Genomic DNA, 17,205 nt, shown 5'->3' on the forward strand with positions numbered 1-17,205 from the left:
GGTGGCGACGAAACCTGGCCTTCCTAGTGTTCACGACATGACGAAGAAGAAGCTCGCTGTAGTCGGTGCCGGGATGGTGGCCCACCGTCTCGTGGAAGCCCTCGTCGAACGGGGTGCAGATCAGACGTGGGACATCGAGGTGTTCGGCGACGAGACCCGTCCTCCGTACGACCGCGTGGCGCTGACCTCGTTCTTCTCCGACCGCAATCCCGAAGACCTGCTGCTGGGAGACGGCTCGTTGTGGAAGCGGCCTGGCGTGCGGCTGTACCGCGGCTCGATCGTGACCCAGGTCGACCGCGACACCCGGCGGATCCATGCTCGTGGCACGACGTTCGAGTACGACAGCTCGTCCTGGCTACGGGGTCGTACGCGACCGTGCCGCCGGTCGCCGGCTCCGACCTGCCGGGCTGCTTCGTGTACCGGACGGTCGACGACGTCGCCGAGCTGCGCCAGTGGGTGCTCGACCGCGAGGCGGTCCTGGGTCGCAGGGTCAGGGGTGCGGTCGTCGGTGGGGGACTGCTCGGGCTCGAAGCGGCCGGGGCGCTGACGGCGTTGGGCGCCGACACCACGGTCGTCGAGTTCGCTGAGTGGCTCATGCCGCTGCAGGTCGACCGCGCCGGCGGGGCCGCCCTGCAACGGATCATCGAGAAGCTCGGCGTCTCGGTGCGGACGTCGACCGCGACCTCGGAAGCTCAAGCCGGGCCGCGACGGCAAGGTCGCACGCATGCAGTTCGCCGATGGTGAGCGGATCGATGCCGACGTCGTGGTGTTCGCGACCGGCGTCCGGCCACGCGACGGCTGGCCCGGACGGTCGGGCTGGAGGTGGCCGAACGCGGCGGGGTCGTCGCCGACCCCGGTTGCCTCACCAGCGACGAGTCGATCTACGCGATCGGCGAGGTCGCTCACATCGCGGGCCGGGTCTGGGGCCTGGTCGGCCCCGGGTACACGATGGCCGAGGTGGTCGCCGACCGGCTGCTCGGGGGAGAGGCCGTGTTCGAGGGCGCCGACCTGTCGACGAAGCTGGAGCCTGGGCGTCGACGTCGCCAGCTTCGGCGACGCCTTCGCGACCGCACACGGGAGTCTCGAGGTGGTGTACGCCGATCCGACGGCCGGCGTCTACAAGAAGCTCGTCATGAGCGATGACGCCCAACAGCTGTTGGGCGGCATGCTGGTCGGCGACGCGAGTGCCTACACCAACCTGCGGCCCATGGTCGGTCGCGCGCTGGGCAGCGACCCGACCGCGTGGCTGCTGCCCGAAGGCATGGAACCTCCCAGCGGCAGCACGCTGCCGGACGACGCCACGGTGTGCTCGTGCAACAACGTCACCGCCGGGCAGGTGCGGTGCGCCGTCACCGACGGCGGGTGCACCGATCTGGCCGGGTCAAGGCTTGCACCAAGGCTGGACGCGAGCCGGATCCTGCGTGTCACTGGTCAAGAAGCTCGTCGACACCCAGCTGGCCGAGGCGGGCATCGAGGTCAGCAACGCCCTGTGCGAGCACTTCGCGTTCACGCGCGCCCAGCTGTTCGACATCGTCCGGATCGGCGAGATCTCGACGTTCAGCGAGCTCATCGACCTGCACGGCAGTGGGCACGGCTGCGACATCTGCCGACCCGTCGCAGCGTCGATCCTGTCGTCGCTCGGCAAGGGGCACGTGCTCGACCGCGAGAACGCGGCGCTGCAGGACAGCAACGACCACGTCATGGCCAACTTGCAGAAGGACGGCACGTACTCGGTGGTGCCCCGCATCCCAGGCGGCGAGGTGACCCCCGAAGGCCTCATCGCGATCGGTCAGGTCGCCGCCGACTACGGGTTGTACACCAAGATCACCGGTGGACAACGGATCGACCTGTTCGGTGCCCGCATCGAGCAGCTTCCACAGATCTGGAAACGGCTCGTCGATGCCGGCTTCGAGTCGGGTCACGCGTACGGCAAGTCGCTGCGCACCGTGAAGTCGTGCGTTGGGCAGTCGTGGTGCCGGTACGGCGTGCAGGACTCCACGACGCTCGCGATCGACCTCGAGCTGCGCTATCGCGGGCTGCGTTCGCCGCACAAGATCAAGCTCGGGGTCTCGGGCTGTGCGCGCGAGTGCGCCGAGGCGCGCGGCAAGGACGTCGGGGTCATCGCCACCGACAAGGGCTGGAACATGTACGTGGGCGGCAACGGCGGCTTCACACCCCGGCACGCGCCGGCTCCGCCGAGGACCTCACGACCGAAGCTCGTCCGGGCGACCGACCGGTTCCTGATGTACTACGTCCGTACCGCCGACCGGCTGCAGCGCACGGCGCCGTGGCTCGAGTCGGTCGAGGGTGGCATCGACGCGGTCCGTGCTGTCGTGCTCGACGACAGCCTGGGAATCGCCGCCGACCTCGACGCCGCGATGGCCGCGCACGTCGGCGCGTACGAGGACGAGTGGGCTGCCACACTGGCAGATGACAGCAAGCTCTCGCAGTTCGCATCGTTCGTCAACGCACCCGCGACTCCCGACCCAGATCTTGCCTACGTGCAGGAACGGGGTCAACGTCGTCCTGCAGCCGAGGACGAACGTGCGGTGCTGATCGCGGGTGCGAGCATCCCGGTCCGCAACGAGGAGGTGGGGGTATGACGCGATGGACGAGGATCTGCGCGGTGGAGGCACTGGTGCCCGATCGTGGTGCCGCTGCGCTCGTCGAGGGCCGTCAGGTCGCGATCTTCCGGCTCAGCGACTCAGGGATGATCCATGCGGTGGACCACCTCGACCCGTTCAGCCGCGCCAACGTCATGGCACGCGGCCTGGTCGGCAGTCGCCAGGGCATACCGACCGTCGCGTCTCCGATGCACAAGCAGTCCTTCGACCTGCTGACCGGCCAGTGCCTCGACGACCCAGACGTCGCCTTGGCAGTGTGGCCGACGCGCGTCAACGACGGCTGGGTCGAGATCTGCAGCGGCGCAGCATGACCGCGCTGGGCCCCGTGCTGGCCGGCACGCAGATCTTGGTGACGGCCCAACGGCGCGCCGACGACCTGTCGCTCGCGCTGGGACGGCGGGGGGCGTCCGTCACCCAGGCTGCCTCGCTGGGCGTCGAGTCGCACATCGACGAGGACACGCTGCTGGCCCAGACCCGCCAGATCATCGCAACCGGCGCGGACGTCGTCGTCGTCACCACGGGCATCGGCTTTCGGGGCTGGCTCGACACCGCCGAAGCCGCGGGCCTGGGGCACGAGCTCGTCGAGGCACTCGGTGCGATGCGGATCGTGGCGCGCGGGCCCAAGGCGCGCGGGGCGTTGCAGGCGGCCGGTCTGGTGCCCGACTGGGTTGCCGAGTCCGAGACCTCGGCGGAGATCGCCGACTTCTTGGTCGCCGAGGGTGTCCGGGGGCTGTCGATCGCGGTGCAGCACCACGGCGCCGGCGACGATGGACTCGAGAAGCGGCTCGCCGCAGCAGGTGGACGTCCGTTCGGGCTCGTGGTCTACCGCTGGGGCCCGCCTCCCGATCCGGCGGCCGTCGAGCGCTCCGTGGTCGACGCCGCAGCAGGGGCCTACGACGCCGTCGTGTTCACGTCCGCACCTGGCGCGGCCGCGTGGCTCGGGACGGTCGACCGGATCGGCGTCACCGACGAACTGCGCAGGCTTGAGAAGGATCGGCGGGTCACCCTGGCTGCCGTCGGACACGTCACCGCCGATCCCTTGCGCAACGCCGGGTTCGATCCGTTGCTGCCCGAACGAGCGCGACTCGGTGCGCTGGTGCGCTCACTCGTGATGTACCTCGGCGATGCCTCCGCCAGTGTCCCGACCGTGGCGGGCGACCTGAGGGTCCGTGCCACGGCGGCGACGCTCGAGCACACGGTGCTGCCGGTCTCGCCCAGCGGATTGTCGATCCTGCGGGCCTTGGCGCGCGAGCCGGGGTCGGTCCGATCGCGCGAGGAGCTTGCTGGCCGTCCTGCCGGGGGAGTCAGACGATCCACATTCAGCCGAGGTCGCGGTGGCCCGGCTGCGGGAGGCCGTCGGACAGCCCATCGTGCAGACCGTCGTCAAGCGCGGCTACCGACTCGCGCTGCGGGAGGACGCATGACGATCTCGTTGGTGGCGACGAGCCACGGAACCGACGTGCCGGCCGCGCGGGAGGCCATCACCGCACTCGTCGACGCGGTCCGGATCGCGTCACCGCACCTCGACGTCCGTGAGGCGTTCGTCGACGTGCAGCTGCCGCGGGTCGACACCGCAGTCGACCTGGTCGACGGCCTCGCCGTCATCGTGCCGTTGCTGCTGGCCCCCGGATTCCACGTCCGGGTCGACGTGCGCCAGGCCGCCGATCGCGACTGGGTTGTCGCGGCACGGACACTCGGGGCTGATGACCGGTTGACGCAGGTCATGCTGCGCCGTCTGGCCGAGGCCGGCGTGACGCCCGACGACATCGTGGTGCTGGGGGCGGCTGGCTCCACCGACGTGCTGGCGCTGCAGAGCTGTGAGCGCGCCGCCCGGTTGCTGGGTGCTGCCTGGGGGGCACCGGTCAGGGTCGGTCACGTCGGAGGATCCGGGACGCCGATCGCCGAGGTCGTCCGTGACGTCTCGGCAATGGGTCGACGGGTCGCCGTCGCGAGGCTCTGATGGCGCCCGGATTCTTCCACCACCGGCTCTCACGATGCGGTGCCGACGTGGTCACCCGACCGTTGCTCGACGGCACCGACGTCGACCCGGCCATGGTGTCGCTCGTGCTCGACCGCTGCGCCGAGGCGGCCGGGCAGCTGCACTGGACTGCGGCTGCAGTGCGCTGACGGTCGACGGCACTGCCATGATGGACGCTGTGAACGGATCGGAGCCCGCGGTCGGAGCAGATGTCGGGGCGGGCGTACTCCGCCCGAGCGCAGGAGTACGTCGAGCTTGTTCGGCTCGATGGCTCGCACCCATCCGTCCGACCGGGCCCTGGTGCGGCACTGGGCCGACGGCTTGGCGCGGCCCGTGCTCGACGCAGGCTGCGGCCCAGGGCAGTGGACCGACTTCCTGGCATCGGGTGGAACACCGGCCCACGGCCTCGATCTGGTCCCTGACTTCGTCGCCCGAGCCCGCCAGCAGTATCCGAGCCTCCGCTTCGACCTGGGCTGCAGCGAGGCGTTGCCGGATGCCACCGGGTCGTTGGGCGGGGTGCTCGCCTGGTACTCGCTGATCCACCACGAACCAGATGCGATCGGGCTGCCGCTGACCGAGTTCGCTCGAGTGATCCAACCTGGTGGGGGACTCCTGATCGGGTACTTCGAGGGCGCGACGGTCGAGAAGTTCGATCACGCCGTGACCGCGGCGTACCGGTGGCCGGCCGACGGCTCGCCCGACAGCTGGCCGCGACGGGCTTCGAGGTGGTCGAGGCGCACACCCGCACCGCGCCGGGCCACCGTCCCCACGGGGCGATCGTCGCTCGCCGTCAGACCGGATTGGCCGATCTGTAACCAAAGCCCGTCGCTGCGTTAACCCCCGCGAAACAGCCATCGATCAGGCTGAAGGGGCTGAGGGGAGATCCTCACCGACGTTCAAAGGGGGCTGGACATGCGTGTCGGGCCGTCCCGCGAGCATCTGGCGATGTTCTCCCACGCCGTACCCGAGCATTCGGCGGCCGTTCACGCAACGGTCCGCGGAGACCTGGGGTGTGGTGACACCAGCGGCGTACGCCTTGTCGACGGGCCTCTCGGGCCCGGCCCGCCGGCGGGCGTACGTCCTCATCGACCTACCGCAGACCTTCTCGGGTGCTGCGGTCGATCGGAGGTGCCCGTGAACCAGACCTTGATCCTGTGCGCCCACGGCGCGACCAACCCGCGCGGACGCGCGATCTTCGCGGGGTTGGTCAACGCCGTGCGACGAGAGATGCAGGAGTTCGACGTCGTCGACGCCTATGTCGACGGTCACCGTCCCACGATCGCCGAGGTCGTGGAGCAGACCGCCGGACCGCGGGCGGTGGTGCCGCTGATGCTCGCGTACGACCGACCCGTGAGCGTCGACATCGTGCGAGCCTGCCACCTCGATCCTGCCGTGACGGTCACGGCGCCCCTCGGGCCCGACTGGGTGCTGGCCGAGGTCGGCGTCCGTCGACTCGTCGAGGCCGGCGCACGAGCCGGCGACACGATCGTGCTGGCCGCTGACATCGCCACGGACGACCGGGCGGTCGACGACCTGGGCAAGGCCGCCCGCCTGCTGAGCGCCGTGTGGGGCGGACGCGTCCACGTCGGGACGCTCGGCGGTCCTGACATCCCGCTCGCCGATGCTGTCGACGTGGCGCGCGCCTACGGCAAGCGGGTCGTCGTCTCGACGTACCTGCTGGGGCCGGGAGCCACCCACGACATCATGATGGCCTCGGGTGCTGACGTGGTCACCGAGCCGCTGCTCGATGCGGGACGACCTGATCCGCGCCTCATCAGCCTCATCGCCGATCGAGCGCGGTCGAGGATCGGCCGGACGACGGTGGTGTGATCTCACCCCTGATCTGGGGTGCAACGGCGTGGTTCGCGCCAAACCTTCGACCTGTGCTTTACCCTTTGATCATGGCGACCCGAACGACTTCCCCGCCGCGCAAGCGGCCGTCCGGCAGCCAGGCCCGCAAGAAGCCGGCCGCCAGCAAGCGCAAGCCGCAGGCCCGCAAGCCCGCAGCACGCAAGCCGGCACCGGCAAAAACCGGACCTGGCCCCTTTGTTGTTGTCTTCAACGCGTTGCTGCGCGCCTCCACGGCGTTCTGGCTCGGTCTGGCCGGCATGGTCGGCGCGATTGCCCGCAGCATCGGTCACAGCGCGCGTGACCTCGAGCCCGAGCAGCGCCGCGACGGCGTCGGCTTCGGCATCCTGGCACTCGGCATCGTCGTGGCCGGATCCGTGTGGTCCGACATGCCCGGACCGATCGGCGAGGCCGCCCGCAAGGCGACCTCTGGCGCGGTTGGCCTGCTCGCCTGGGCCGTGCCGATCCTGCTGATCGTCATCGCCTGGCGCACGCTGCGTCACCCCGATCGCAACGGCCCCGCCGGCCGGCAGATCATCGGCTGGGCAGCGATGTGCGGCGGCGTCCTGGGACTGGTGCACATCGCCCACGACGTCCCGCGTCCCGGCGACCCCGATCCCGACGCGATGCGCGAGGCCGGCGGAGCCATCGGCTTCCTGTTCTCGGCGATCCCCATGGACCTGCTCAAGAGCGCCTACGTCGTCTCGCCCATCCTGGTGCTCGTCATCGCCTTCGGGCTGCTCGTCGTGACCAACACGCCGGTGTACGCGGTGCCCGATCGTCTGCGCGACCTGCGCGACGTCGCCCTGGGTCGCAAGCCCGAGGTCGACGAGGACGAGACGCCTGCTCCTGAGCCTCGCAAGCGCAAGTCAGCCGCGGCCATCATCCCCGACGACGAGCCCTACGAGAACCCCCTGCTGGACGGCCCCGACGACGAGGTCAAGCCGCCTGCGCGCACGTTCAAGCCGTTCACGCCCGAACCGGTCGAGGCCGTCGAGGACGAAGCCGACGACTTCGAGGTCGAGCTGCCGCCGATGGAGCCGATCCCGGCGCGCGCCGAGCAGCCGCGTTGTCCGGCGACGTCGTCTACTCGCTGCCCGACAGCACGATGCTGCGCGAGGGCTCGCCCCACAAGGCACGGTCGAAGGCCTCCGACGACGTCGTGGCCCGGCTGACCGAGGTCCTCGAGCAGTTCCAGATCGATGCAGCCGTCACCGGCTACACGCGCGGCCCGACCGTCACCCGCTACGAGGTCGAGCTCGGCCCCGCGGTCAAGGTCGAGAAGGTCACCGCGCTGTCGAAGAACATCGCCTACGCCGTCGCCTCCAACGAGGTCCGCATCCTCAGCCCGATCCCCGGCAAGTCTGCGATCGGCGTCGAGATCCCCAACGTCGACAAGGAGATGGTCTCGCTCGGCGACGTGCTGCGCTCGCCCAAGGCGCGCAGCGATCACCACCCCATGGTCATCGGCCTCGGCAAGGACGTCGAGGGCGGCTACGTCCTGGCCAACCTCGCCAAGATGCCGCACCTCCTGGTGGCTGGAGCCACCGGCTCGGGCAAGTCGTCGTTCGTCAACTCGATGATCTCCTCGATCTTGATGCGTTCGACGCCCGAAGAGGTGCGCATGATCATGGTCGACCCCAAGCGGGTCGAGCTGACGGCGTACGAAGGCGTCCCGCACCTGATCACGCCGATCATCACCAATCCCAAGAAGGCCGCCGAGGCGTTGCAGTGGGTCGTGCGCGAGATGGACATGCGCTACGACGACCTGGCCAACTTCGGCTATCGCCACATCGACGACTTCAACAAGGCGGTCAAGGCCGGCCAGGTGCAGCTGCCCCCTGGCAGTGAGCGTGTGCTGGCGCCCTACCCGTACCTGCTGGTTGTCGTCGACGAGCTCGCCGACCTGATGATGGTCGCCCCGCGAGACGTCGAGGACTCCATCGTCCGTATCACCCAGCTGGCGCGTGCAGCCGGAATCCACCTGATCCTGGCCACCCAGCGACCGTCCGTCGACGTCGTCACGGGTCTGATCAAGGCCAACGTGCCGAGCCGTCTGGCCTTCGCGACATCGTCGCTGGCTGACAGCCGAGTCATCCTCGACCAGCCGGGTGCCGAGAAGCTCGTCGGCCAGGGCGACGGACTGTTCCTGCCCATGGGCCAGAACAAGGCCATGCGCATGCAGGGCGCCTGGGTCACAGAGGCCGAGATCCAGACCATCGTCGAGCACTGCAAGACGCAGCTGCAGCCGACCTACCGCGACGACGTCACGGCAGCGCCGGCCGCCAAGCGGGAGATCGACGACGACATCGGCGACGACATGGACCTCGTGCTGCAGGCGATCGAGCTGTGCGTCACGACCCAGTTCGGCTCGACGTCGATGCTGCAGCGCAAGCTGCGTGTCGGCTTCGCCAAGGCCGGACGCCTCATGGACATCATGGAGAGCCGCGGCATCGTCGGACCCAGCGAGGGCTCCAAGGCGCGTGAGGTGCTCGTCAAGCCCGACGAAGCTCGAGCAGTGCCTGGCCACGATGCAGGCAGGCTGACGGTGACTGAGGCATTCGAGGTCCGGCGGCGGACCGGGCTGTACATCGTCCTGGTCGTGGTCTGCCTGCTGCTGGCCGGTGGATTCGGCTGGTTCGCGGCCGAGCGCGACGACCTGGTGCTGCTGGCGCCGTCGGTCGTGCTGTTCGTGCTCGCCGTGATCCTGCTGCGCGGTGTCGGACACCCCCGCACGCCGCTGTTCGTGGCCGATGACCATGGCATCCGTCTCCGCTCCGACAATGGCTGGGTCGGTCTGCTGTGGAGCGAGCTCGGCGAGCGAAGGTCGAGCCGCGCGAGGGGCTCCTGCACGATCCGCGCATCAAGGTCGTCAGCAGTGACGGACGACGGTTCTACACCTCTCCGCTCGGACTCTCGACCAACGTGTCGCCAGGTGAAGCAGAGGTCCAGTTGGCGTCACGCCGGGCCGCTGCCGCATACTGAGGAGTCGTTTCATCGCACGAGAGGGCCTCATGGACGCGGCAGCCAAGCCGAGCAACCTGAACATCGCGAATGTGCTCACGGTGATTCGGATCGTGGGTGTTCCCTTCTTCGGTTGGTTCCTCCTGACGCAGGACGGCGAATCGGTCGGCATGCGGGTCACCGCCTGGGTGGCGTTCGCGCTGCTCATGATCACCGACCGCATCGACGGCGACCTGGCACGCAAGTACGACCTCGTCACCAACTTCGGCAAGCTCGCCGACCCGATTGCCGACAAGGCTCTGACCGGCATGGCGTTCGTCGGCCTGTCGATCATCGGTCAGCTGTGGTGGTGGGTCACGATCGTGGTGCTGGTGCGCGAGTGGGGCATCACCTTGATGCGGTTCGCGATCAAGAAGTACGGCGTGATGCCGGCCAGCCAGGGCGGCAAGGTCAAGACGATGCTCCAGGCGCTCGCGCTCGGTGGCTACATCCTGCCGTTCGAGATCTGGAACAACCCGTTCACCGACGTCATGCTGGGCATCACCCACGTGCTGATGGCCGCAGCGGTGGCCGTCACGTTGTGGACCGGCGTCCTGTACATCCGCGATGCGCGCACGATCCGGCGCGAGTCGAAGGCTGCGGCCTCGTCGTGACCCTCGAGGCCTCGGTGGTCGCGGCGCTCCGTGCCGCTGGTGCCACCGTGGCGACCGCCGAGTCGTTGACCGGCGGTCTGGTCTGTGCGACGCTCGTCAACGTCCCGGGCGCCTCCGACGTCGTCCGTGGCGGAGTGGTGGCCTATGCGCCGGCCCTCAAGACCGAGCTGCTCGGCGTCAGTGCCGGCTGATAGCAGCACGCGGGACTGTCGACGCCGAGGTGGCAGCCCAGATGGCGTGCGGTGCGCGCGATCGCCTCGGCGCCACCTATGGCCTCGCGACGACGGGAGTGGCCGGCCCGGATGCCAGCGAGGGCAAGCCGGCTGGCACCGTGCACGTCGCCGTCGCCGGCCCCGACGACGTCATCACGCGGCAGCTGAGCCTGGCCGGAGACCGCGAATCCATCCGTAGTGGGACGGTCGCCGCGCTGCTGTCTTTGCTGGTCGCTACGCTGGGGGAAGAATCTTGACCCCGATGCGGTTGAGACTCATATGCCCGCAAACGACGGAGGTGCCAGATGACCGCGATGCGACAGCACGTCGGTGAGGTTCTCCGGGCTCGCCGGGTGTCCCAGGGACTCACGCTGCGTGACGTCTCCGGCAAGGCCCGTGTCAGCCTGGGTTACATCTCAGAGGTCGAACGTGGGCAGAAAGAGGCCAGCTCCGAGCTGCTCGCCGCCCTCGCGGCCGCGCTCGAGGTGCCGTTGTCCAAGGTCTTGCTCGACGTCAGCGCTCTGCTCGAGATCGACGAGGCCACGGTCGAGCAGATCGCGAGCATCTCGTCGATCGCGCCCGACGTCTCCGTCTCGGCTGCCTGAGCCTTCATCGGTGAGACACAGCGACTTCTGGGTCCGCATGGACCAGCAGTTCGGTCGCGCGTACGCGCGGGTCTGGGCGGGCAATCACGTCATGGCGGTGCTCGGCGGTCGGACGGCCTCTGAGGCCCTCGACGCCGGCGAGGACCCCAAGACTGTCTGGCGCGCCGTCCACGAGACCCTGGGCCTGCCCCCGTCCGAGCGATAACCCCGCCCCCTTTCCGCGCCCCTTCCCGCGAGTGGTGCGGGTTGGTCGTTCTGGGACGGCGTGTCTGTCCAGGACGCACCACTCGGGGACCGGTGTGCACCACTCGGCGTGTCGAACAAGCTTCTTCGAACAGATGTTCGGGTACGCTTGTGCACAGGTTGGACGTGTGGAGGGCAACATCCACAGACGAGTCGATGAGGCTCACTTTTGTCTGCGGGCCCTCCTAACGTCGTCGATGACCGGCCACCCACGAGCAGATACGGATCCGAAACCATGGCACAGCCCAACAGCTCCATCGCCTCCGACAAAGAGCGCAACAAGTCCCTCGAGAACGCCATGGCGCAGATCGATCGTGCCCACGGCAAGGGTGCCGTGATGCGACTGGGCGACCAGGCTCGCGCTCCGATCGAGGTCATCCCCACCGGCGCGACGACCCTCGACATCGCCCTCGGCATCGGCGGGCTGCCGCGCGGTCGCGTCGTCGAGATCTACGGCCCTGAGTCCTCGGGCAAGACGACGGTCGCCCTGCACGCGGTGGCCAATGCGCAGAAGGCCGGCGGCGTCGCGGCGTTCATCGATGCCGAGCACGCGCTCGACCCCGACTACGCCCGCAAGCTGCGGCGTCGACACCGATGCCCTGCTGATCTCCCAGCCCGACAGCGGTGAGCAGGCGCTCGAGATCGCCGACATGCTGATCCGCTCCGGCGCGCTCGACATCATCGTGATCGACTCGGTGGCAGCGCTCGTGCCCCGCGCCGAGATCGACGGCGAGATGGGTGACAGTCACGTCGGTCTGCAGGCCCGTCTGATGAGCCAGGCGCTGCGCAAGATGACGGGCGCGATCAACGGCTCCGGTACCACCGCGATCTTCATCAACCAGCTGCGCGAGAAGATCGGCGTCATGTTCGGCTCGCCCGAGACCACGACGGGCGGCAAGGCGCTCAAGTTCTACGCCTCGGTCCGTCTCGACGTGCGTCGTATCGAGACGCTCAAGGACGGCACCGACATGGTCGGCAACCGCACACGCGTCAAGGTCGTCAAGAACAAGCTGGCTCCGCCGTTCAAGCAGGCCGAGTTCGACATCATGTACGGCCAGGGCATCAGCCGCGAGGGCAGCCTGATCGACGTCGGTGTCGAGACCGGCTTCGTCCGCAAGGCCGGCGCTTGGTACACGTACGAGGGCGATCAGCTCGGTCAGGGCAAGGAGAAGGCGCGCGCCTTCCTCAAGGACAATCCTGATCTCGCGGTCGAGGCTCGAGAAGCGGATCATGGAGGCCAAGGGCATCGGCCCGCAGGCTGACAAGCCGGCCATCGAAGAGGTGGAAGGTCCCGATCTCCCGGCCACTGAGTTCTGACCAGCATGTCTGAGCAGGCTGATCAGTCTAAGGGGCAGGCCGAACAGCCCGTGCTGTCCGAAGAGATGGGCCGAGCTCGCCAGATCGTCTACGACCGGCTCGCCGTGCAGGCGCGCAGTCGTGCCGACCTCGAGCAGACACTTGCCAAGAAGCAGGTGTCTGCCGAGGTTGCTGCGGCCGTCCTCGACAAGTTCGAGGATGCAGGGCTGGTCGATGATGCCGAGTTCGCGCACGCGTGGGTGCAGGCCCGGCAGCGGAGCAAGGGGCTCTCGTCGCGGGTGCTTGCCATGGAGCTCAAGCGCAAGGGCGTTGCCGACGGCCTGATTCGCGATGCGCTCGACGGCTCGATCCTGCGGCGGAGGTCGAAGGCGGCTCACCGCCTGGTGCAGACCAAGCTGCGGTCGATGTCCCGGCTTGACGACACGACCAAGATCAGACGGCTGACGGGTCTCCTGGCTCGCAAGGGTTATGCGCCACAGGTGGCTTTCGAGGTGGTCCGCCACGAGCTCGGGGCCGAGGCTCAGCCACTCGAAAGCCTGTAGTCGGCCGACATTTCGACTACCTTGGTGGCCCATGGACGGCTTCACGTTCCGGCGGCTCGCCGATGACGATGTCCCGGCTCTGGTGACCTGGATGGCTGCCGAGCATGCGCAGCCATGGTTCGGGGACGAGCCCCGGTCAGCCGATCTGGCCAGGCAGCACTATGCCGCTGAGCTGGCTGGCACGAGCGCCACCCGCATGTGGGTAGTGACCTACCGCGGTCGCGACATCGGTTATGTGCAGGACTATCCGGTGGTGGCCTACGACGACTACGCCGTGCGGGTGCAAGATCTTGCTGCGATTGCCTTCGACTATTTGATCGGCGAGCCCGACCTGGTCGATCGCGGGCTCGGTACAGCGATGATCACGACGTACTGCCGTGAGGTGCTGTGCCGCGACTACCCCGAAGCGCCGCGGTTCGTCGCCAGCCCTGACGTCCGCAATGCCAGGAGCATCCGGGTGCTCGAGAAGTGCGGGTTCACCCAGGGGTTGTGGATCCAACCTGAGTCGGTGACGCACCCTGAAGTGGTGTGCACGGCACCACGCGAGCTCTTCGAACGCTCTGGTCAGGATGGTCAACCAGTCGTACCGTGAGCGGAGGCGACTACCGTGAGGGTGAGTACTGTGGCTCAGACGATTCTGCTGGCAGGTACACGCAAGGGGCTGTTCATCGGACGCTCCGACGAGGCGCGGGAACAGTGGGGCTGGGACGCTCCGGTGTTCCCGATGGAGGAGATCTACTCGGTCGCGATCGATGACCGAGGTGAGACCCCGCGGCTGTTCGTCGGTTCGACGAGCATGCCGTACGGGCCGCAGGTCTATCGGTCGGACGACTTGGGTGCCTCCTGGTCGGAGTCCCGTGAGGGTGCGATCCACTTTCCTGAGGGCTTGGGTGCCTCCGTCGAGCGGGTGTGGCAGATCCAGCCGTCCCCGGCGGCCGGAGGGGTCGTGTGGGCCGGCACCCAGCCATCAGCGCTCTTTCGCTCTGACGACCGGGGCGAGAGCTTCGGGACCAGTGCGCAGCCTGTGGGACCACCCGCATCGGCCCGAGTGGGGTGAGGGCTTCGGCGGTCAGGCCATCCACACGATCGTGCCGCATCCGAGCGATCCCGAGATCGTCACTGTGGCAATGTCGACGGGTGGCGTCTATCGGAGCGAGGACGGTGGTGCGTCCTGGCAACCGCGCAACCGGGGCATCGCGATGGATTTCTTCCCTGGTGAGACCCCCGAGTTCGGTCAGTGTGTCCACAAGGTCGCGGTCGATGCCGGTGATCCTGACCGGCTGTACGCGCAGAACCACGGCGGTGTCTTCAGGTCGGACGACGCCGGGACCTCGTGGACGCGGATCAGCGGCGGGCTGCCGTTCGAGTTCGGATTCCCGATCGTCGCGCATCCGTTTCGTCCGGGTGTCGTCTACGTGTATCCGCTCGTCGCCGACATCGAACGTTTTCCGCCGGAAGGCAAGCCGGCCGTCTGGGTGTCCGAGGATGCGGGGGAGACCTGGCACGAGACCGGACCGGGACTGCCTGACGAGGTGTGGTCTGTGGTGCTGCGCGATGCGTTCACCTCTGACCGCGCTCAGCCGGTGGGTCTGTACGTCGGCTCCCGTCATGGTGCGGTCTGGGTCAGCAATGACGAGGGCGGCACGTGGAGCGAGATCCGCAGCAATCTGCCCGATGTGTTGACGGTTCGGGCAGCAGTTGTCTGAACCGGTGGTCCCACGTAGTTACTTGTGGGTAACATTGGAGCATGGCATCCACTCTCGGCTGTACAAGAAGGTCACCGCCCTTCCGCAGGGCAAGCGTCTCTTCTCCGTCCTCTACGGCCAGAAGGCCCCGTACTTCGCCTCGATCCACATGCAGGTCGAAGAGATGAAGCCACACCTGGGCCAGATCGTGATTCCCAAGCGTCGGTCAGTCAAGAACCACATCGGCACAGTTCACGCGATCGCGGCGTGCAATGGCCTCGAGGCAGCGATGGGCCTGTTGGCCGAGGCCACCTGCCCCTCTGACATGCGGTGGCTGCCCAAGGGCATGGATGTCCAGTACCTCGCGAAGTCGACGACCGCGCTGACCTGCACGGCCGAGACGACCGAGGCCGACTGGGCCGCCGGTCCCGACGTCCCGGTCAAGGTCAAGGCAGTGACCACCGACGGCACCGTGACGGTCGAGGGCACGATCCACCTGTGGGTCACGCCGAAGGGACGTTGACCCGCCCGCGTACCTGGGACGCCTGACTCTGGAACTCGGGTGTGAGGGCCGGGCAGCGTGGGGACTTCACTACCGAAGAATGGAGTTCCCATGAGGAAGGCCCTGCCCTCTTCCCGCACGCCCACGACCGTGGTCATGCTGATGCTTGCCGTGATGACCCTGACCGGGTGTGGCTCTGACGGCAGCGATGACGTCACGGCTCGCCCCGACGAGACGGCCGCCGACGTCGACACCGGTGACGTTCCTCCCGAGTGCAAGGCCGTCTATCCGGCTGCCTTCGGGACCCCCCGACATCGCCGACGTCCAGATGTTGCCCGCCAGCTGGCCGGCACCGCCTGCCGGCTCGACCTTGTGCCAGACCTCCGAGACGGTCGGCGGATCTCGCGAAGAGGTCGACTACGCGACGGATCTCCCACCGGCCGAGGTGTTCGCGGCCTACGAGCAAGCCCTCGATCCGTCCTTCGAGGTCAGCCGCGACACCTCAGGTCTTGGTGACGAGGTGCTCATCGGCGTCGCCGACGGGGTGGACTTCCAGATCTCCGCCGACGAGGGAAAGTTCTCGATAGCACTCGCGAAGTGAGGGCAATCGTCCCTGGAGTCCAGGACGCCGGGACACCCAGGCTGGGCGCATGATTCTCCCTCTTCGCCTCGTCCGTCGGTTGTTGGTTGTCGCGCTGGTCGCTGGTGCTCTGGTCGCTGTCGGCCCGCGCGCACCCTCGGCCGACGCGGCAACCACGGCCGGCTCGATCGTCTTCATCAAGAACTACAACGTCTGGATATCCCGCCCGGACGGATCCGGTCAGCGTGCGCTGACCGGCAACGGGACGAAGGCGGCACCCTGGAGGTCGCCGGATCAGTCGGATGTCGGCACTGTGGTCGCCACCCGGGGCACTCGGATCTACCGGATGAACCAGTGGGGGACCGAGCTCGAACAGCATCGACCCGCCTGACTTGAAGGACTCGGCCGACGAGTACCGGGGAGGTCCGATGAGTCACGTGACGATCTCGCCGGATGGTTCGAAGATCGCCTACACGTACGAGAAGTACACCTGCCCGTCGACCATGCCGCCCAAGCCGTGCAGGCTGCGGTGGGTCACTGCTGTCACTGCTGCGAACCGGCTGACTCCGGCCACCAACTATGGCGTGGTGTTCTACAACCATCCGACCTGGTTGACCAACAGCCGGCTGATGGTCAACGGGGGCGGCTACGACCAGATCTATCTGTTCGACATCGCTCGCGGTGCTGCGTTCTGGTTCCACGAGGGCATGTTTCCTGGATCAGACTTCATGCCGCTCGCGGACGGCACGGTCTCGCGCAACGGCGCCATTCTCGCGATGGTGCGAGGAACTTTCGAAGACGCGCGCATCGTGATTGCGAGCCTGCCGCAGAGTCCTCGGTCTGGAGGGGGTGCCAGCCCTGCCGGAGTACCGCTGTGAGTCCAATCCGCAGACGGGCTTCAACAGTCCGACCTTTGCGCCGGACTCGTCGGCTCTCGCGTGGGAACAGCCCAATGGCATCTGGATCAAGGAAGATCCTGTCGACTGCGCAGTCCCTGCACATCTGGTGATCCCTGGGGCCAAGCAGCCAGCGTGGTCGGCCTCGGCCTACCAGACCAAGCGGCCTGCTCCGATCAGGTTCGGCGTCGTCAAGAGCCCCAAGATCTCCGGCACGGCCAAGGCTGGCCGAACCTTGCGAGTCTCAGCTGGATCCTGGACGTCGGTGCCGGCCGCCGTCACCTACCGGTGGTACCGCAATGGCAAGGCGATCGGCGGCGCGAGCAGGTCGTCCTACAAGGTCAAGAAGTCCGATCGGAAGCGGAAGCTTCTCGGTCAAGGTCACGATCCGCAAGCCCGGCTACGTCACCCGGACCGTGACGACCAAGTCGGTGCGGGTCAAGCGATGAGATCGCCGGCTCTCTGGGCCATCGCCGGCCGCGGAAGCGGTGGTCTATCAACCTCAACGATGGGTCGTGAGGTTGATAGACCACCTCGTCGGGGCAAGAGATCACGA

At 67.9% G+C, this 17,205-nt stretch carries 19 protein-coding genes and 4 pseudogenes; 22 read left to right on the forward strand and 1 reads right to left on the reverse strand.

The window, feature by feature from the left end; genetic code table 11:
- Nucleotides 1-120: 120 nt before the first annotated feature.
- Complete coding sequence (locus tag ACHMWU_RS17035) at nt 121-327, reverse strand: hypothetical protein (RefSeq protein WP_396047018.1); 207 nt, start codon at nt 325-327, stop codon at nt 121-123.
- Between the two features lie 48 nt (nt 328-375).
- On the opposite strand from ACHMWU_RS17035, the pseudogene ACHMWU_RS17040 reads away from it, so the two are divergent.
- From ACHMWU_RS17040 to ACHMWU_RS17145, 22 genes and pseudogenes are all read left to right on the forward strand, one after another.
- Nucleotides 376-1,143: pseudogene (locus ACHMWU_RS17040) on the forward strand (FAD-dependent oxidoreductase).
- 278 nt (nt 1,144-1,421) lie between these two features.
- Nucleotides 1,422-2,603, forward strand: coding sequence for a hypothetical protein (locus ACHMWU_RS17045; protein ID WP_396045385.1), 1,182 nt, complete (start codon nt 1,422-1,424; stop codon nt 2,601-2,603).
- Nucleotides 2,600-2,935: a nitrite reductase small subunit NirD gene (nirD, locus tag ACHMWU_RS17050; protein WP_396045387.1), complete on the forward strand. Its 336-nt coding sequence runs from the start codon at nt 2,600-2,602 to the stop codon at nt 2,933-2,935. The genes ACHMWU_RS17045 and nirD overlap by 4 nt, the downstream gene beginning before the upstream one ends.
- Nucleotides 2,932-4,584: a uroporphyrinogen-III synthase gene (locus ACHMWU_RS17055; protein WP_396045389.1), complete on the forward strand. Its 1,653-nt coding sequence runs from the start codon at nt 2,932-2,934 to the stop codon at nt 4,582-4,584. The genes nirD and ACHMWU_RS17055 overlap by 4 nt, the downstream gene beginning before the upstream one ends.
- Nucleotides 4,584-4,751, forward strand: a complete 168-nt coding sequence (locus ACHMWU_RS17060) for a hypothetical protein (protein ID WP_396045391.1) — start codon at nt 4,584-4,586, stop codon at nt 4,749-4,751. Before ACHMWU_RS17055 ends, ACHMWU_RS17060 begins: the two co-directional genes overlap by 1 nt.
- 118 nt (nt 4,752-4,869) lie before the next feature.
- Nucleotides 4,870-5,439: a class I SAM-dependent methyltransferase gene (locus ACHMWU_RS17065; RefSeq protein WP_396045393.1), complete on the forward strand. Its 570-nt coding sequence runs from the start codon at nt 4,870-4,872 to the stop codon at nt 5,437-5,439.
- A gap of 297 nt (nt 5,440-5,736) precedes the next feature.
- Complete coding sequence (locus ACHMWU_RS17070) at nt 5,737-6,432, forward strand: sirohydrochlorin chelatase (RefSeq protein WP_396045395.1); 696 nt, start codon at nt 5,737-5,739, stop codon at nt 6,430-6,432.
- Between the two features lie 278 nt (nt 6,433-6,710).
- Nucleotides 6,711-8,996, forward strand: a pseudogene (locus tag ACHMWU_RS17075) (DNA translocase FtsK 4TM domain-containing protein).
- A gap of 468 nt (nt 8,997-9,464) precedes the next feature.
- Nucleotides 9,465-10,067 (forward strand): CDP-diacylglycerol--glycerol-3-phosphate 3-phosphatidyltransferase, encoded by a 603-nt coding sequence (gene pgsA, locus ACHMWU_RS17080; RefSeq protein ID WP_396045397.1) that lies wholly within the window; start codon nt 9,465-9,467, stop codon nt 10,065-10,067.
- 59 nt (nt 10,068-10,126) lie between these two features.
- Nucleotides 10,127-10,536: pseudogene (locus tag ACHMWU_RS17085) on the forward strand (CinA family protein); the annotation flags it as partial.
- 48 nt (nt 10,537-10,584) lie between these two features.
- Nucleotides 10,585-10,884, forward strand: coding sequence for a helix-turn-helix domain-containing protein (locus ACHMWU_RS17090; protein ID WP_396045399.1), 300 nt, complete (start codon nt 10,585-10,587; stop codon nt 10,882-10,884).
- A 10-nt stretch (nt 10,885-10,894) separates the two neighbouring features.
- Complete coding sequence (locus ACHMWU_RS17095; RefSeq protein WP_396045401.1) at nt 10,895-11,089, forward strand: DUF3046 domain-containing protein; 195 nt, start codon at nt 10,895-10,897, stop codon at nt 11,087-11,089.
- Nucleotides 11,090-11,362: 273 nt separating this feature from the next.
- Nucleotides 11,363-12,444: pseudogene (recA, locus tag ACHMWU_RS17100) on the forward strand (recombinase RecA).
- A 50-nt stretch (nt 12,445-12,494) separates the two neighbouring features.
- A complete protein-coding gene (locus tag ACHMWU_RS17105) occupies nt 12,495-12,986 on the forward strand; it encodes a regulatory protein RecX (protein ID WP_396045403.1) in 492 nt (163 codons plus the stop codon).
- 31 nt (nt 12,987-13,017) lie between these two features.
- Complete coding sequence (locus ACHMWU_RS17110) at nt 13,018-13,578, forward strand: GNAT family N-acetyltransferase (RefSeq protein WP_396045405.1); 561 nt, start codon at nt 13,018-13,020, stop codon at nt 13,576-13,578.
- 30 nt (nt 13,579-13,608) lie between these two features.
- Nucleotides 13,609-14,043, forward strand: a complete 435-nt coding sequence (locus ACHMWU_RS17115; protein ID WP_396045407.1) for a hypothetical protein — start codon at nt 13,609-13,611, stop codon at nt 14,041-14,043.
- Nucleotides 14,000-14,692: a WD40/YVTN/BNR-like repeat-containing protein gene (locus tag ACHMWU_RS17120; protein WP_396045409.1), complete on the forward strand. Its 693-nt coding sequence runs from the start codon at nt 14,000-14,002 to the stop codon at nt 14,690-14,692. Before ACHMWU_RS17115 ends, ACHMWU_RS17120 begins: the two co-directional genes overlap by 44 nt.
- 22 nt (nt 14,693-14,714) lie before the next feature.
- Nucleotides 14,715-15,194 (forward strand): hotdog fold domain-containing protein, encoded by a 480-nt coding sequence (locus ACHMWU_RS17125; RefSeq protein ID WP_396045411.1) that lies wholly within the window; start codon nt 14,715-14,717, stop codon nt 15,192-15,194.
- Nucleotides 15,195-15,381: 187 nt separating this feature from the next.
- A complete protein-coding gene (locus ACHMWU_RS17130; RefSeq protein ID WP_396045413.1) occupies nt 15,382-15,774 on the forward strand; it encodes a hypothetical protein in 393 nt (130 codons plus the stop codon).
- A gap of 49 nt (nt 15,775-15,823) precedes the next feature.
- Nucleotides 15,824-16,144 (forward strand): hypothetical protein, encoded by a 321-nt coding sequence (locus tag ACHMWU_RS17135; protein WP_396045415.1) that lies wholly within the window; start codon nt 15,824-15,826, stop codon nt 16,142-16,144.
- Nucleotides 16,145-16,181: 37 nt separating this feature from the next.
- Nucleotides 16,182-16,631, forward strand: a complete 450-nt coding sequence (locus ACHMWU_RS17140) for a hypothetical protein (protein ID WP_396045417.1) — start codon at nt 16,182-16,184, stop codon at nt 16,629-16,631.
- 317 nt (nt 16,632-16,948) lie between these two features.
- Nucleotides 16,949-17,098 (forward strand): hypothetical protein, encoded by a 150-nt coding sequence (locus tag ACHMWU_RS17145; RefSeq protein ID WP_396045419.1) that lies wholly within the window; start codon nt 16,949-16,951, stop codon nt 17,096-17,098.
- Nucleotides 17,099-17,205 lie beyond the last annotated feature (107 nt).

The sequence above is a fragment of the Aeromicrobium sp. UC242_57 genome (genome assembly GCF_044452305.1).
Classification (GTDB): Bacteria; Actinomycetota; Actinomycetes; order Propionibacteriales; family Nocardioidaceae; genus Aeromicrobium.

Bases quoted from the DNA above. Each gene is read 5' to 3' on its own strand.
- ACHMWU_RS17135 (WP_396045415.1), top strand. From the start codon at position 15,824: ATGATTCTCCCTCTTCGCCTCGTCCGTCGGTTGTTGGTTGTCGCGCTG.
- ACHMWU_RS17145 (WP_396045419.1), top strand. From the start codon at position 16,949: ATGGCAAGGCGATCGGCGGCGCGAGCAGGTCGTCCTACAAGGTCAAGA.
- pgsA (WP_396045397.1), top strand. From the start codon at position 9,465: ATGGACGCGGCAGCCAAGCCGAGCAACCTGAACATCGCGAATGTGCTC.
- ACHMWU_RS17110 (WP_396045405.1), top strand. From the start codon at position 13,018: ATGGACGGCTTCACGTTCCGGCGGCTCGCCGATGACGATGTCCCGGCT.
- nirD (WP_396045387.1), top strand. From the start codon at position 2,600: ATGACGCGATGGACGAGGATCTGCGCGGTGGAGGCACTGGTGCCCGAT.
- ACHMWU_RS17055 (WP_396045389.1), top strand. From the start codon at position 2,932: ATGACCGCGCTGGGCCCCGTGCTGGCCGGCACGCAGATCTTGGTGACG.
- ACHMWU_RS17130 (WP_396045413.1), top strand. From the start codon at position 15,382: ATGACGTCACGGCTCGCCCCGACGAGACGGCCGCCGACGTCGACACCG.
- ACHMWU_RS17140 (WP_396045417.1), top strand. From the start codon at position 16,182: ATGAGTCACGTGACGATCTCGCCGGATGGTTCGAAGATCGCCTACACG.
- ACHMWU_RS17090 (WP_396045399.1), top strand. From the start codon at position 10,585: ATGACCGCGATGCGACAGCACGTCGGTGAGGTTCTCCGGGCTCGCCGG.
- ACHMWU_RS17060 (WP_396045391.1), top strand. From the start codon at position 4,584: ATGGCGCCCGGATTCTTCCACCACCGGCTCTCACGATGCGGTGCCGAC.
- ACHMWU_RS17065 (WP_396045393.1), top strand. From the start codon at position 4,870: ATGGCTCGCACCCATCCGTCCGACCGGGCCCTGGTGCGGCACTGGGCC.